Source organism: Proteus sp. fly-1013, assembly GCF_040140245.1.
Classification (GTDB): domain Bacteria; phylum Pseudomonadota; class Gammaproteobacteria; order Enterobacterales; family Enterobacteriaceae; genus Proteus; species Proteus mirabilis_B.
This window is the reverse complement of the sequence record NZ_JBEEWD010000001.1, coordinates 175,340-190,463: the sequence shown is the minus strand read 5'-3', so window position 1 is coordinate 190,463 and position 15,124 is coordinate 175,340. Positions and strand designations below refer to the sequence as shown.

Below are 15,124 nucleotides of genomic sequence, written 5' to 3'. Positions count from 1 at the left end.
GTATCATGAAATAAAACAGAACATTTCGATAGATCTTGGAGTATATGATGAGTCAATGTCACGTTAGCGGTTTATTATCTCTTGATGAAGCGCTAGAAAAACTACTTGAAAAACCGCTGGCAATTACCAATACCCTTAACATTCCATTAAATAACGCCGCAGATTATATTCTAAGTGAAGACATTACATCTCCACTGAATGTTCCGCCTTTTGATAATTCGGCAATGGATGGTTATGGACTTCGTTACGCTGACTTAGAAGCTCAAACTCCACTTCCTGTTGCAGGTAAATCGTTCGCTGGTATTCCTTTTGAGGGAGAACTTCCTGCTGGGCAATGTGTACGCATTATGACAGGGGCAATGGTTCCTGCTGGTGTTGATACTGTCATAATGCAAGAAGAAGCTGAAGTGACTGAAAATGGTGTTCGTTTTCCACACCCAGCTAAGAAAGGCCAGAACATTCGCCGTATTGGTGAAGATATTAAAGAAAACGACATTGTATTACCTGCTGGTACTAAACTTTCAACAGCGCAATTACCTTTAATCGCCTCTTTAGGTGTGGCAACGGTACAAGTTTATCGTCGTTTAAAAGTAGCTGTTTTCTCTACGGGTGATGAATTACAAACCATTGGACAGCCATTAAAAGCGGGTCAAATTTATGATACCAACCGCTTTGCGGTACGCTTAATGCTTGAAAAACTAGGATGTGAAGTCTTAGATTTAGGCGTTATTCCTGATTCACCAGAAAAACTACGTGAAACCTTTAAAAAGGCGGATCAAGAAGCAGATTTAGTGATCAGCAGTGGTGGTGTTTCTGTGGGTGAAGCCGATTACACCAAACAAATTCTTGATGAAATTGGTGAAATTGGTTTTTGGAAACTTGCCATTAAACCGGGAAAACCTTTTGCCTTTGGTCGATTACATAATGCATGGTTCTGCGGTTTGCCAGGTAACCCAGTGTCAGCAACCGTGACATTCTATCAATTGGTTCAGCCTTTAATTGCTCGTCTATCAGGTTTTAGTCATTGGAAAGCACCGCAACGTTTTCAAGCCATTGCTCAATCATCATTGAAAAAATCAGCAGGTCGCCTTGATTTTCAACGTGGTATTGCAAGTATTAATGCCGAAGGTGTGTGGCAAGTAGACACAAGTGGTCATCAAGGCTCACACGTTTATAGCTCCTTTAGTATCGCTAATTGCTTTATCGTTTTAGAGCGTGAACGCGGTAAAGTTGCAGCTGGCGAAACTGTGACTATTGAGCTATTTAATTCTCTATTAAAAAGTGAATAGCCTTTATGAGTATTGAATTAACTGATGAAGAAATGCTGCGCTACAATCGCCAGATTGTATTAAGAGGTTTTGATTTTGATGGTCAAGAGGCACTGAAAAGTGCTTCTGTATTGATTGTTGGCGCAGGTGGGTTAGGATGTAGTGCCTCGCAATATCTTACAGCCGCAGGTGTGGGAAAACTCACGTTATTAGATTTTGATACAGTTTCTCTTTCTAATCTTCAGCGCCAAATTCTTCATCGTGACGCCACGATTGGTCAACCTAAAGTGCTATCTGCAAAAGCGACATTAGAAGCAATTAATCCTCATGTCACGATAGAAACCGTCGATGCATTACTTGAAGATGAGGCTTTAGCAGAGCTTATTAGCCAACATAATATTGTTATGGATTGTACTGATAATGTGACAGTACGTGAGCAACTTAATCGTCTCTGCTTTCATCAGAAAAAGCCTCTCGTTTCTGGTGCCGCTATTCGGATGGAAGGTCAAATCAGTGTATTCACCTACCAAGATGATGAGCCTTGCTATCGCTGTTTAAGCCATCTTTTTGGTGATAATGCGTTAAGTTGTGTTGAAGCGGGTATAATGGCACCTGTAGTCGGTACAATTGGCACATTACAAGCAGTTGAAGCTATTAAATTACTCACCGGCTATGGTGAAAATTTACATGGTAAGGTATTGATGTTTGATGCAATGCGTATGCAATTTCGCGAATTCAAATTACCTAAAAATCCACATTGTGAAGTGTGTTCTGCCAATTCACCCGATAACTAACCGCTTTCTATCCTAGATAAGGTAAGTCTAACTTCTTTAAACTTACCTTATCACCTTTCGAAGAGAGAGGTATTAATCTGTTTTTTAAGCATTTTAATTACCCTCTAAGTCGTATTTTTCGTTAAGTTGATGTAACAAGCTTGTAGTATTCACTCTCATTTAATTCTACTATGACCGCCCGCGTCAAAACGCAACAGGATGCCCTATAAGCAGAATAATCATTTAAGCACGCGTTTTATGTGCTAAAAAAGCAATACAAGGTAGAAGAATGACATTTCAAATTGCAGACACTCTCTATTACAACGGACTTATTTATACCGCTGATCATAATAACAATATTGTTGATGCTATCGCGATCAGCCAAGGTGTAATTATTGCTTCAGGTAAAAAAGAGGTGTTACTTTCTTACTGTAATGAAAATACTGAACAAATTGATTTACAGGGAAGAATGGTCATGCCGGGCATTATTGATGCACATATGCATCCATTTTGGGGAGGTGCAACATTAGCGGGTTGCCATCTTGATTATCAATCGCTCTCTATCGATGACATTTTATTGCGTATTCAGAAATACCTTGATGAAAACTTTATTGATAGTGATACCGAATGGCTAAAAGTCTCCGCATGGTATCGTGAAGGTATGCAACCTGAAGGCGTGCAAATGACACGTTATCACCTTGATACCTTAAATACGACTCGCCCTATTTTGCTCTTTTCTAGCGATTGCCATAGTGTTCTTGCCAATTCTCGTGCTTTAGAATTGTTAAATATCACCGCTGAAACACCCGATCCGCCGGATGGAAACATTGAACGTGATGGTGATAGAACCCCTATTGGTATTCTTGAAGATGCACCAGCAATGCAAGCCATTGACAGCTTGCCGCCATTGACTGAAGCACAAAACCTGCAAATAGCCCGTCATGTTCAAAAATTATTAAATGAACAAGGCGTAACCACCATAATGGATGCGCGTGTAGGCGAGCCTCAATTACGCGCCTTTAATACGTTAAGAAGAGCTGGAGAACTGACTCTTCGCGTAGAGAATGCCGTTGAAATCACGCCGGATGATGTACCTTATATTGAAGATATTCCAAACGCTGTACATCATGCTGCCACTCGTTTTTCACAGTGGCATCAAATCAGCGATGGAGCTCAACCTAGTGTTGCGATCCGCCATATCAAACTTTTCCTTGATGGTGTATTACAAGCGCCGATTATGACAGCCCGTTTACACTCACCTTATCGTATCAATGTTGGCACCGATGACACGCCACACTGGCAAGACTCTGAACATATTGGCGATCTCTATTTCTCACCTGAAATTTTAACGCCGTTAGTCACAGAAATTGCCCGTGCGGGTTATCATCCTCATATTCATACTGTTGCTGAAGGTGCAATTAGCACGGCACTTGATGCCATTAGTGCGATGCGTGAAACCCTACCTGAAAAAGACATAAGACCGGGGCTTGCACATAATGAATTGATGTGTAAAAAAGATTATGTGCGTTTTGCACAACTAAAAACCTACCCTTTTCTCTCCTTCCAATGGGCGGCAGCAGAACTGAGCAATATCGAAAAAGATATTGAAATGCTGGGTAAATCTCGCTGTGATTATTTAGAAACTGCTGGCAAGTTTATTGATGCGGGCGTTACTGTTGCTTTTGGTAGCGATTGGCCGATTGATCCACTTAATGAATGGTACGATTTTAAAGTCGCAATGACTCGTCAAAAAGATACAAAAAGCCCTCGTCTTGATAATGATCGTAACCTAACGTTAATTGAAGTCCTACGCGCAGCCACTATTAATGCTGCTCAAGCATTGGATATGGATAGACAAATTGGATCATTAGAAGTCGGAAAATTTGCCGATTTTATTGTATTAGATAGAAACCTGTTTGAAATATCGGCAGAAGATGTTGAAAATGTCAGGGTATTGTGTACGATCATTGCGGGGAAACCCACAATTTAGCTGAATAATATAATTAATAAACCCGCATTAAGCGGGTTTATTTTTATCTATGCACTTAATCCTATGAGAATTAACGTAAATTCAGCATGCTATAAAGCAATCGCCATTACTGTGCTCACTTCTTTTAATCCTTCACGCTCGTAAAAACGTTTAGCAGCACCATTTTCAGCTAATACAGATAACTCAAGATGCGTCATTTTCTCTGATTTAGCCCATTCTTTCATTGCTATTAATAATAAACTTCCTACGCCTTGGCTACGTACAGAAGGGTCAACAACAATATCATAAATATAAGCATATTTACGCTGAACTAAGCAGTTAAACATTGGTGTTTCTTGGATTTGCGCCATGCTAAATCCAACTACTTTACCGTCTAAATCTGCCACTAAAAGATGAAACTTATTATTTTTTATTCCATTAATAATAAAAGCTTCATCTTGCTTACCCGGCTTTAATCGATCGGGTTGTAAATTCGCCATTTCATTAAATAAATAAGTGTAAAGCGTATTAATTTCTTCTACATCAGACAAAATTGCTTTTCTTATTATTATCATTTTTTACCTTTATTTGTTGTAGGTTTTTACAGGAGGTGCGGTGTACGTTTCAAATTTATCTAAAAGTTGAATAGGACATTGTTCCACAATCGCCATATTCCGGTATTTTTCATGTAAGAATTGTTCATCAGCCATTTTATCAATCATCATTAATAATGGAGAATAGAACTGATTGATATTAAGTAAGCCTAGTGGTTTTTGATGTAACCCAATTTGGCTCCATGTAAAGACTTCACTAAACTCCTCTAATGTACCAAAGCCACCGGGTAAAGCGACAAAACCTTCAGCTAATTCAATCATTTTACTTTTACGCTGATGCATTGTTTCAACAACATGCAGTTCAGTCAGATTTTTATGTGAAATTTCACGCCCTTCTAACAACGTAGGAATAACACCAATTACCTTTCCGCCTTCAGCTAATACAGTATCAGCGAGTGTTCCCATAATACCGACACTTGCACCACCATAAATCAAGGTAATATTACGTTTAACCAGCTCTTTGGCAAAAATAATTGCTTGTTCTTTATAAATAGGTGAAGCCCCTAAACTAGAACCACAATACACTGCGATAGATTTTATTTTACTCATTTTTTATTCTCTTTTAGCTAGTTAAAACGAGCTTGGAATTATACTGAAGGTACTTTTAATAAAAAAGGTTAAAAAAAGTGTTTTTACGCTTTTTATCGCACATATATATTTAATCATTATTAACCCTTATATTTATAAGAGGCTATTTTTTATTTTATTAAAAATAAACTAATTTATATTTAAGCTAATTTAGCTCAATCAAATTAAAATAAAAATATTTATTAAGGAATAACTATATTAAAGCAGGTGATTTTATTTTATATTATGCGATCCTTTGTTATCTGCTAACAGAGAACACATACGATTGATTATTGACGAGGTTTTATAGGATGTTGTCAGCCAGACACTCAGCTAAATTACAGGTGTTTTACCCTGTGCTTCTTTTGCTTCTCTCCATGCTTTCAATTCAAAGCGGCGCATCCCTTGCTAAAAGCCTATTTCCTGTTATTGGTGCCCCCGCTGTAACGGCGTTACGCCTGTTATTGGGTACTTTGATCCTCTTTTTTATTTTTAAACCGTGGCGACTTAAGTTTACTCGAGAATCGATTATGCCACTGTTTTTGTATGGTTTATCTTTAGGGATGATGAATTACCTTTTCTACCTCGCCCTTGAAACCATTCCTTTAGGCATTGCTGTTGCCCTTGAATTTACTGGCCCTTTAGCTGTTGCTATGTTTTCATCGCGCAGAGCCATCGACTTCTTATGGATAATTTTAGTCATTGCTGGTTTAGGATTATTGCTACCTATTGGCGATAATATTCATGGATTAGATCCTCTAGGTATCCTTTATGCACTGGGTGCTGGTGTAGGTTGGGCATTATATATTGTATTCGGACAACGTGCAGGTAAAGGCTACGGCGCGGCAACGGTTTCTATTGGCTCATTAGTTGCTGCCTTTATTTTCGTTCCTATTGGTATGTTACAGAGTAGCCCAGATATTATGTTTAGCTGGTCAATTTTACCTGTTGCATTAGCTATTGCGATTCTATCAACCGCTTTCCCCTATACTTTAGAAATGATTGCTCTCACACGTTTACCGGCTAAAACCTTCGGGACTTTAATGAGCTTAGAGCCTTGTATGGGTGCTTTTATTGGTATTATTTTCTTGCATGAACATTTGACTTTAATTCAATGGGTTGCCTTAGCCTTTATTGTTTTAGCCTCTATTGGTTCAACGGCAACCATAAAAAGCAAAACCAAAATTGAAGAGGTTAAATAATTATTTAACCGTATTTATTCATAAGAAATAAATATTTATTTAAAAAGGATCTTATGATCCTTTTTACTTATTAAATAATAACTTTACTGGCCTATCATTGCTATTTTGCACACTTTGTCTTACCCTAAATAGGTTATTTCGATAGATTAGATTTTTTTAATAGATGACCTATCAATTTAATAGTATCAATCGATAAGACTAACCATTAATAATTTACTATCATAATTAACAGAAATTAAGATATTGAGTTATTAATTATTTAGGGAGAACGATTATGAGTACTGCTAAATTAGTCAAATCCACACCTTCAACTCTGCTTTATACCCGTAATAACCTTGATGACAGCGTAAAACTGCATGCTATCGAATTATTGCAACAGATGGTGACGCAGTTTATCGACTTATCTCTCATCACAAAACAAGCGCACTGGAATATGCGTGGCAGAAACTTTATTTCTGTCCATGAGATGGTTGACGGCTTCCGCGATACCATTAATCAGCATACCGATGAGTTTGCAGAGCGTGTTGTTCAATTAGGTGGCACTGTATTAGGTACTGCACAAGTGGTGAGTAAGAAAACACCATTAAAAGCTTATCCTCTGGATATTCATGATGTGCAAGATCACTTAAAAGCACTGGCTGATCGTTATGCGGTTGTTGCCAATGATATTCGTAAAGCCATTGACGAAGTTGAAGACGAAGATACCGCAGATATGTTTACTGCCGCATCGCGTGATCTTGATAAATTCTTATGGTTTATTGAAGCCAATATTGAGAATTAATTCTTATAAAAAATTACAATTATGATGCTAAAAGGCTACCTTTCTTTCTCTAGGTAGTCTTTTTTATTTATCTTTTTCTTTAGGCATCTCAGGTTGATAAATAGGAAAAATAGGTAACGCGGTTAATAAACGCGAACCATAATTTTTTGTTAGCAAGCGTCTGTCATAAATCACTATTTCACCGTGACAATGATGACTACGAATAAGACGTCCAACTTGCTGAATTAAATTAAATGATGCGCTTGGCAAGCTTTGTACTTCAAAAGGATAGCGCTTTAGCGATTTAAGCCACTCGCCCTCTGTCACAATCACCGGATCTGTCACAGGTGGAAAAGCAATTTTATGAATATGTACCTGCGTTAAATAATCGCCTTTTAAATCGAGCCCTTCAGCAAAAGATTGCAAACCTATCAACACACTATTATCACCAGCATCAATACGCTTACAATGTGTTTCGACTAATCGATAGCGTGGCTGATCGCCCTGCACTAATAAACACAAACGCAAATCTTTCACTTCTTCTAAAAAACCTTCCATTGCCCGTTGGCTACTAAATAAAACCAATTGACCTCTGTGGTTATTCTCTTCCATGCAGTGTCGAAAATAACGCGCCATCTCTTTCAAATGTTCACGTTCATGACTCATGGTCGGTTCATAACGCATTTTAGGAATAACTAATCTACCCTGCTCTTTATGTTCAAAAGGCGAAGACAACGTAATAAAGCGATCATCAAAATGCTCACTTAACCCCGTTAATTCTTGAATACGAGAATAGCTATTTAATGATCGTAATGTCGCTGATGTGATAACCACATGCGGGATATTTTTCCATAACAATTGCGTCAGCTGTTCGCTAACACGAATACCCGCGCAATGAAAATAGAGATGAGATTGCTTTTTATCGTAACGACGCGTTAGCCATTTGGATACAGGCGCTTTTGAGGTTTGCTCTAATGTTGCCAAGCGCCACAATTTCGCCATATTTTCTAAATACCCCACCATTCTACTGGTCGTTAAAATAGCACGATGTAAACGCACAACATCTTCTTTTGCCGTACGCTCTGTTAAATCATTTAAAATAGCTTCGCCCAACATTTTTAAACCATCTGTTAGCTTAAATAATGTCTGGCAACTTAATAGAAGTTGTTCAGGCAGTTCACCTAATGGGAAGAGATATTCATCTTGTTCACTACGTTCTGGTAATAGTGCGCGCGTGAATGTATCAACTTCTTGATAAGCTTCACGTAACTTAGCGATATGTGCATCAAAACGAATAGGATCAGCCAATTTAGGCGGTCTTACGGGAATAAATTGCGCTAAATACTGGCTAACATGACGAGTGATATTATCAAGCTGATTATTGAGGGCAACTAAGGTTATTTCACCTTCAACTTCAAGGGCATCTCGCGCAACATCAGGAATATGGTGCCCTTCATCAAGTACCAAAAGTAGATTTTTAGCATCTGGCAACACAGATTCACTTTCCATTGCCGCCATTACTAAAGCGTGATTGGTAATAACCACATCCACTTCATCAATTTCACGACGAGCAATAAAGAAAGGACAGCGATGATAATATTGGCAATTTCGCCCTAAACAGTTCATTTTATCTGTGCTGATTTTTCGCCATAAACTATCGGTTAGTGCACGTTTATGGTGATCACGCAAACCATCCCAGCCGAAACTAGTGAAATCATTTTTAAGCTCTTGGCAAATTTCTCTTTCTGCACTCGTCGCCACATCAACTTTATCTTCAAGCAAAAACATTAAGTCAATCTGCTCGCCTTCTGTTGCACAAATCGCATCTAAATTGCGAGGGCATAAATAACGTCCACGACCAAAAGCGCCTGTAAACGTGAGATCAGGAATGATTTTTTTAAGTAATGGAAGATCTTTGCTATAAATTTGATCTTGCAGTGCCACATTGGCTGTACTGATTATCAGTGGTTTTTTCTCATCGCGGCTAATAGCAATACCCGGAATAAGATAAGAGAGTGTTTTACCCACGCCAGTCGGGGCTTCTATCACTAAATGACGTCCCATTTCATCAGAAAAAGTCTTAGCCACCTCAGCTATCATTTCACGCTGTGGTGCACGCGGAATAAACCCTTCGATATGCTCTGGTAGGGCTTTATACCACTGACTTATTTGATTTTTAACTGATTGAGAAAGGGACATAACCACTCTGTAACTGATTTTAAGAAAGGCGCTATTGTCTCATAACACTGTATAAAAATCAGTAGTTACCTTCATTTGCTCTTCTTTTTCATCAAAGAATGGATAACACCTCGAAATTATTGAGCTTTGTTATAGATTATTAATTCAACTCTTCATAGTATGAGTATTCATTACGTAACATCTAAAATAGTCTTATAAAAAATATGATTTATTGGTTTTATTAAACACAACACCAGTTAAGAGATATCTATAATGACCTCCGCAAAACGCCCTATTTTTAACTTAGAACTTGATTTGCTCCGAACCTTTGTTGCTGTTGTCGATGGAAATACCTTTGCAGCGGCGGCTGAATCTGTTTGTCGTACACAATCTGCCGTAAGCCAACAAATGCAACGACTTGAATCGTTGATAGGCAAAGAGCTGTTTGCTCGCCAAGGGCGAAACAAAACACTGACAGAAGCGGGTACACAACTGCTTAATTATGCTCGCCGTATTTTGCGTCTGAATGATGAAGCCTGTCTTTCATTGATGCATGAAGAAATTGATGGGATCTTAAAAATTGGCTCTCCAGATGATACGGCAAACACGATTTTACCTGATCTTCTCGCGCGTTTTTCTGGAGCCTATCCTCGCCTTATCATGGAAATTATTGTTAAACGTAGTCCGTTTTTAATGTCTATGTTAGAGAATAACGAGCTTGATTTAGCCATTTCCACTGAAGAACATGTGGGTTATCCCAAAATTGTATTACGTGTTTCTCCCTCTTTATGGTATTGCGGAAAACACTTCAGATTTGATCTTGATGAACCCTTACCATTAGTTGTATTAGATGAACCCAGCACATACCGCGATATGATGATAAATCACCTTGATCAACAAGGTATTCGTTGGCGAATCGCTTATGTTGCTACAACACTTTCAGGCGCCAGAGCCGCAGTACGAGCAGGCTTAGGCATTATGGCGCGTTCAATTGAGCTTTCAGGTGATGATTTGCGTATTTTAGGCGAAAAAGAAGGCTTACCGGCTTTACCTGCTATTAGTTATAACCTGTATCTGAATGCCAACAGCCCTGGAAAAGCAGCCCAAATACTGTTTGATTCATTAAAAAATGAACAAAATGAAGTGATTAATCATGCCGACATAACACTTCAACAAGAGTAGAGATTTTAAAACCCTTAAATCGTGTAGATAACCAAAGTAATAAAAGATTAAAACCATAAAACAGGACACCGATTATGACCCAATTTCATGGCATTTTTCCTTACCTTGTTTCACCTGTTGATCAAACTAAAGGTACTATCCTTGAAGCTTCATTACGTCGATTAGTCGAACATTTAATTTCGTGTGGAGTTCATGGTTTAAGTCCATTAGGTAGCACAGGTGAATACGCTTATCTCTCTCAAGCGCAACGCAATGAAATTGTGCGTATTACCGTTGATCAAACCGCAGGTCGGGTTCCCGTTATTGCGGGTGTTGCAGGGTTTTCAACCGCAGATGCCTGTCATCAAGCTGAACAATATGCTCAATTAGGCGTCGATGGCATGGTCTTAATTTCACAAAAAATGTACCCATTAAGCGAAACCGCACAAGCTGGTTATTTCCAAACTATCGCCGAAGCGTTTCCTGAAAAGTCCATGACAATTTATACCAATCCGGGGCTTTTGGGCGATGTTCTTCCTATCTCTTTATTCAATGAACTTAGCTATATCCCGAATATTGAATATATTAAAGATGCCTCAAGCAATACAGGTCGCCTACTCACCATGATCAATACGTTTGGTGAGCGCGTTAAAATCTTTAGTGCTTCAGCTCATATTCCATTGTTAGTGCTAAAACTTGGTGGTGTAGGTTGGATGGCAGGTCCTGCATGTGTGTTGCCAAAGCAATGTGTTGAACTGTATGAGCTAGCAACAAAAGGCGATTTTGATACAGCTTTAGCAAAACAAAAAGAGATGTGGCAAATCAATGAAGCGTTTACAAAGTACTCGCTCGCATCATGTATTAAAGCATCCCTAAATATTCAAGGCTTCGAAGTGGGCTCTCCTATTTTACCGCAAGAGCCTCTAAATGAAGCAGCAATGAACGATCTACGCCAAATTATTGCTCGCCTTGATTAATAAACGATTCTTATTTAGAAATAACAACGGCTAGATTTTTCCTATTCTGGTCTTTGTTATCTGTTTAACTCAATTTTCTCATCTAAAATACAGGTCAATGCTGTACGATCTTGAATAAGAATGAAATAATAACCACCGTTGTTGTAAAATGAGTCTGCCCTATCACCATAACGAGGAGAAAATAGATGCCCATTTCCGTCAGTGAAATAATGGAAATATTGCCTCATCGTTATCCATTCTTATTAATTGATCGCGTTATTTCTGAGCCAGATGAACTTGCCAGTGGCAAATTAACCGCTATTAAAAATGTCACAACCAATGATACGGTTGTTTTTGGTGAGTTCTATCCACCTTTATTACTACTTGAAAGCATGGCTCAAGCTTCAGGCGTTCTTGCACATTATTATCTTTCACCAATGGGTGAAGATCAGCAATGTTATTTTGCCAGTATAAAAAATGCGCGTTTTTATGATGTGGTAAAAGCGGGCGATCAGCTACATATTGAGATCCAATTTCGCCGACAGCGACGCACCATTGTTAGCTTTTCAGGTACGGTGAGAATTGGTGAGAAGATAGTTTGTACATCTGAATTTATGTGTGCGAGACAATAAGTAAAGGATTGGTAGCTAAAACCAATCCTTTACACTCATCTTTTACACTGCCCTTTCACATCAAGCTTTTACATAATCATCTTGTTTGTATTATTTCAACCTAATCTTCGATTTCTTTAATACGTAATAATTGTGTTATTTCTGCAATAGTGACATTGTCGAAATGCAGTATTTTTTCAACTAATTGTGCTGCTTGTTCTGCTTCTATCGCCAAAGATGCATTATCGTAAAACTTACTGATCACATCTTTATCTGTCATTGGATTTTTCGGATTACCATATTGAATATCTAATCTCTCTGTGATCTTCTCGCCATTTTTTAATGTCACGAAAATTAATCCGGGGAAATAGGTAGGAAATGGGATCTCCCCTTTTTCGGGATAACGATAACTTACACGTTTCGCTAATGACTGGATATCTTCCCGTTGTAGGTTTTCAGGTAATAATGAAGAGAGCGTTAAAGCATTATCTAAAAAACCTGCAGCAAATAACCATGGCAAACTAAATTTAGCGCCGTAGGCTGTTTGAGGTGCCCATTTTGTTTCAGGAGGCTCACAAATCAAAGCAGCCGCTACTGGATCGACAACGCACTCAACACTATCGATATCATCAGCCGTGATCCCTTTTTTCAGCAAATTACGCCCACAATCCACAGTCGCATGAGCAAAATGGCACACCGGATAAGGCTTAATGGAAACATTTAAAAATTCCCATACATCACCTAATCCTGATGCCACTTGTTCTGGTTGTGCTTGCTCTTTAATACCATGTGTTTGATAAAGGCTATAACGACCTTCAAATATTGTTTCAGGGCCTGTCATTCCGCCTTTTGCTAATGATGCTGCGATGATACCTGATTGTGCAGCCCATCCCGCATGAAAGCATTTAGAAGATGAACTGTTAGTAAGATATTCTGCCACGCCTCCTGCTTGGCTTCCTGTTAGGCCAATTGCATTCACAGTTTGTTCTGGCGTTAGCTTTAATAGTGAAGCGGCACAAGCCGTAGCGCCAAAAATTCCTGCAATTGCTGTGGCATGAAAACCTCGCTGATGAAATCCACTATGGCTTGCTAAGCCGACTCTAGCAGCAACTTCCCAGCCAATCACCCACGCCGTTAGAATATCTTTTGATGACGCACCAATTGACTCACCCAATGCAAAAGCAATCGGCGTTAATACCGCGCTACCATGTGCAATTGAATCAGTGTGTGTATCATCAAAATCTAAGGCATGTGATGCAATACCATTTGTAAGTGCAGCCACCGTAGTACTTACTGTGAGCGAACTTCCCCAAATCGGAATGTTGCCTTGGCTATCAGGTAAAAAAGCCACACCTTGACGGCTTTGAATAGCACTTTGTTGCACACTTCCAGCAAGCGCGACACCTAATGTATCTAATAAATGAATTTTGGCTCGGCTAACAACTTGAGCAGGTAAATCAGAGAAAGTGGTTGTCGTAATAAATTGGGCTAACTGCTGACTCAATGTCATAAACACCTCGAAATAGATAAGAAAAAGCCAGTAATATCACCGGCTTTTAGATAATAAGAAGGTTGGATGTAATTAAGTCACTTAGTCATTTAACCAGCCAGAGGCTTTGGTTTGTGCGACAACACGATCAACTTGGGCAGGTGCATTACCGACATATGTCGTTGGATCTAAAAGTGCATCAAGCTCTTCTTGAGTAATGTGATCACGAATACGGGTATCACGGTTAATCGCTTCAACGAAGGTTATGCCTTCTTCTTGTCCAGACATTGATGCTTCATACACAATTTCATGCGCAGTTTGTTTACCTGCTTTATCAGATAATGCAAACATCACACGCTCTGCCAGCATAAAGCCACCCAGAATATCCATATTTTTGCGCATTTTCTCAACATGCACATTTAGCCCGCCTATTACTGTTTTCATATTGTCGAAGATAACAGACAACATCAGGCACATTTCTGGCATGATCTTCCATTCCATTTTCCAGATTGCACCATCGCGCTCATGTTGGTGTTTCATCATATCCGTTAAAACAGAAAGATTCGCTTTTAGGGTATTACTCACACAGGCCGCATTTTCAACAATGGCAGGGTTACGCTTATGTGGCATAGTCGAAGAACCCACTTGTCCTTTGCTGAAAGGCTCAGATAGCTCATCAATTTCGTTATGCGCTAACAATAGGATTTCATTGGCAATTTTACCTAAAGTTCCGCTGATTAAGCCCATTAGCATGCCATACTCACTGAATCTATCACGCGCAGGTTGCCATGAAATTTCAGGTACACCTAAGCCTAAGCGTTTTAATACGCGGGCTTCTAATTCATCAGCTTTATCACTTAAAGAGGCTTTTGTCCCCACAGCACCAACAACACTACCCACAAATAAGCGAGGTTCGATCTCTTTAAGACGTTGATAATGGCGCGCTAACTCAGTTAGCCAAATTGCGGTTTTATGACCAAATGTAATTGGCAGAGCTTGTAAGGCTAATGTACGTCCAACCATTGGTGTGTTACGATGTTGTTCACTTAATGAAAGCAATGCACGACCTAATACTTTGATATCACGTAAAAAAGTATGATGAGCATCTTTTAGTTGCAGTACGAGGCCTGTATCAATAACATCTTGTGTTGTTGGACCAAAGTGAACATATTCCCCATAGTGTTCTGGGCAAGCATGTTCTAAGCCACGAATTGTTGGCACTAATGGATGGCGAGTAAGACGCACTTGTTCTAATACATAATCCATATCGAGCTTTTCAAGTTTCGCAGTATCTGCAATCACTTTTGCAGCCTCTTTTGGGATCAAACCTAATTCAGCTTGTTCAATCGCTAATGCCGCTTCATAATCAAGCCAATTTTGCATTCTGGTTTTATCAGAAAAAATAGTTCTCATTTCTTCTGTTGACCATAAATTCTTTAATAAAACCGAATCAAAAACGCTGGTTCCCATAATTATTTCCCCTGTTAAAAAAAATAATAAAAAAATCGTTTTCTTAATCAAACGACTTGTTAGATTGTTATTTTATTTATGCAATATAATCTCAAAAAAAACACTT

Annotated in this window: 13 protein-coding genes; 8 read left to right on the top strand and 5 right to left on the bottom strand. The window is 38.9% G+C overall.

Translation table 11 applies throughout. The features are described from left to right. Window positions 1-47: 47 nt before the first annotated feature. The 3 genes from moeA to ABN236_RS00855 all read left to right on the top strand — a co-directional run bounded on the left by moeA (window position 48) and on the right by ABN236_RS00855 (window position 4,031). On the top strand, window positions 48-1,289 hold the full coding sequence (gene moeA / locus ABN236_RS00865) for a molybdopterin molybdotransferase MoeA (protein ID WP_349473170.1): 1,242 nt from the start codon (window positions 48-50) through the stop codon (window positions 1,287-1,289). A 5-nt stretch (window positions 1,290-1,294) separates the two neighbouring features. Continuing rightward, window positions 1,295-2,062: a molybdopterin-synthase adenylyltransferase MoeB gene (moeB, locus tag ABN236_RS00860; RefSeq protein ID WP_099659795.1), complete on the top strand. Its 768-nt coding sequence runs from the start codon at window positions 1,295-1,297 to the stop codon at window positions 2,060-2,062. 268 nt (window positions 2,063-2,330) lie between these two features. Beyond that, a complete protein-coding gene (locus ABN236_RS00855) occupies window positions 2,331-4,031 on the top strand; it encodes an amidohydrolase (RefSeq protein ID WP_349473169.1) in 1,701 nt (566 codons plus the stop codon). 89 nt (window positions 4,032-4,120) lie between these two features. Here the strand turns inward: ABN236_RS00855 and ABN236_RS00850 are convergent, their stop codons facing one another. Next, window positions 4,121-4,585 carry a GNAT family N-acetyltransferase gene (locus ABN236_RS00850; protein ID WP_349473168.1) on the bottom strand — a complete coding sequence of 155 codons (465 nt, stop codon included), beginning with the start codon at window positions 4,583-4,585 and terminating at the stop codon, window positions 4,121-4,123. A 9-nt stretch (window positions 4,586-4,594) separates the two neighbouring features. Further along, complete coding sequence (locus ABN236_RS00845; RefSeq protein ID WP_088493357.1) at window positions 4,595-5,173, bottom strand: LOG family protein; 579 nt, start codon at window positions 5,171-5,173, stop codon at window positions 4,595-4,597. A 329-nt stretch (window positions 5,174-5,502) separates the two neighbouring features. Here ABN236_RS00845 and rhtA point away from each other — a divergent pair, with 329 nt between their 5' ends. Then, window positions 5,503-6,393, top strand: a complete 891-nt coding sequence (rhtA, locus tag ABN236_RS00840; RefSeq protein ID WP_088493358.1) for a threonine/homoserine exporter RhtA — start codon at window positions 5,503-5,505, stop codon at window positions 6,391-6,393. Between the two features lie 274 nt (window positions 6,394-6,667). Next, window positions 6,668-7,174, top strand: a complete 507-nt coding sequence (gene dps, locus ABN236_RS00835) for a DNA starvation/stationary phase protection protein Dps (RefSeq protein WP_023581243.1) — start codon at window positions 6,668-6,670, stop codon at window positions 7,172-7,174. Window positions 7,175-7,237: 63 nt separating this feature from the next. On the opposite strand, the gene dinG is transcribed toward dps, so the two are convergent. Further along, window positions 7,238-9,352 (bottom strand): ATP-dependent DNA helicase DinG, encoded by a 2,115-nt coding sequence (gene dinG, locus ABN236_RS00830; protein WP_102949392.1) that lies wholly within the window; start codon window positions 9,350-9,352, stop codon window positions 7,238-7,240. 252 nt (window positions 9,353-9,604) lie between these two features. Between dinG and ABN236_RS00825 the strand changes: the two genes are divergently transcribed. The 3 genes from ABN236_RS00825 to fabZ all read left to right on the top strand — a co-directional run bounded on the left by ABN236_RS00825 (window position 9,605) and on the right by fabZ (window position 12,080). Then, a complete protein-coding gene (locus ABN236_RS00825; RefSeq protein ID WP_088493359.1) occupies window positions 9,605-10,513 on the top strand; it encodes a LysR family transcriptional regulator in 909 nt (302 codons plus the stop codon). Between the two features lie 74 nt (window positions 10,514-10,587). Continuing rightward, window positions 10,588-11,469, top strand: a complete 882-nt coding sequence (locus ABN236_RS00820; protein ID WP_088493360.1) for a dihydrodipicolinate synthase family protein — start codon at window positions 10,588-10,590, stop codon at window positions 11,467-11,469. Window positions 11,470-11,654: 185 nt separating this feature from the next. Then, window positions 11,655-12,080: a 3-hydroxyacyl-ACP dehydratase FabZ gene (gene fabZ, locus ABN236_RS00815; RefSeq protein WP_349473167.1), complete on the top strand. Its 426-nt coding sequence runs from the start codon at window positions 11,655-11,657 to the stop codon at window positions 12,078-12,080. A gap of 100 nt (window positions 12,081-12,180) precedes the next feature. On the opposite strand, the gene ABN236_RS00810 is transcribed toward fabZ, so the two are convergent. Together ABN236_RS00810 and purB are read right to left on the bottom strand one after the other, a co-directional pair. Beyond that, the gene (locus tag ABN236_RS00810) at window positions 12,181-13,569 is read right to left on the bottom strand and encodes an MmgE/PrpD family protein (RefSeq protein WP_349473166.1); all 1,389 of its coding nucleotides are present in this window, start codon (window positions 13,567-13,569) and stop codon (window positions 12,181-12,183) included. A gap of 81 nt (window positions 13,570-13,650) precedes the next feature. Beyond that, window positions 13,651-15,018, bottom strand: a complete 1,368-nt coding sequence (purB, locus tag ABN236_RS00805; RefSeq protein WP_088493363.1) for an adenylosuccinate lyase — start codon at window positions 15,016-15,018, stop codon at window positions 13,651-13,653. Window positions 15,019-15,124 lie beyond the last annotated feature (106 nt).

What these genes read in the sequence shown, in the direction of transcription:
- dps (WP_023581243.1), top strand. Translation starts at nt 6,668, where the DNA reads ATGAGTACTGCTAAATTAGTCAAATCCACACCTTCAACTCTGCTTTAT.
- moeB (WP_099659795.1), top strand. Translation starts at nt 1,295, where the DNA reads ATGAGTATTGAATTAACTGATGAAGAAATGCTGCGCTACAATCGCCAG.
- ABN236_RS00845 (WP_088493357.1), bottom strand. Translation starts at nt 5,173, where the DNA reads ATGAGTAAAATAAAATCTATCGCAGTGTATTGTGGTTCTAGTTTAGGG.
- ABN236_RS00850 (WP_349473168.1), bottom strand. Translation starts at nt 4,585, where the DNA reads ATGATAATAATAAGAAAAGCAATTTTGTCTGATGTAGAAGAAATTAAT.
- ABN236_RS00810 (WP_349473166.1), bottom strand. Translation starts at nt 13,569, where the DNA reads ATGACATTGAGTCAGCAGTTAGCCCAATTTATTACGACAACCACTTTC.
- fabZ (WP_349473167.1), top strand. Translation starts at nt 11,655, where the DNA reads ATGCCCATTTCCGTCAGTGAAATAATGGAAATATTGCCTCATCGTTAT.
- ABN236_RS00855 (WP_349473169.1), top strand. Translation starts at nt 2,331, where the DNA reads ATGACATTTCAAATTGCAGACACTCTCTATTACAACGGACTTATTTAT.
- moeA (WP_349473170.1), top strand. Translation starts at nt 48, where the DNA reads ATGAGTCAATGTCACGTTAGCGGTTTATTATCTCTTGATGAAGCGCTA.
- dinG (WP_102949392.1), bottom strand. Translation starts at nt 9,352, where the DNA reads ATGTCCCTTTCTCAATCAGTTAAAAATCAAATAAGTCAGTGGTATAAA.
- ABN236_RS00820 (WP_088493360.1), top strand. Translation starts at nt 10,588, where the DNA reads ATGACCCAATTTCATGGCATTTTTCCTTACCTTGTTTCACCTGTTGAT.
- purB (WP_088493363.1), bottom strand. Translation starts at nt 15,018, where the DNA reads ATGGGAACCAGCGTTTTTGATTCGGTTTTATTAAAGAATTTATGGTCA.
- rhtA (WP_088493358.1), top strand. Translation starts at nt 5,503, where the DNA reads ATGTTGTCAGCCAGACACTCAGCTAAATTACAGGTGTTTTACCCTGTG.
- ABN236_RS00825 (WP_088493359.1), top strand. Translation starts at nt 9,605, where the DNA reads ATGACCTCCGCAAAACGCCCTATTTTTAACTTAGAACTTGATTTGCTC.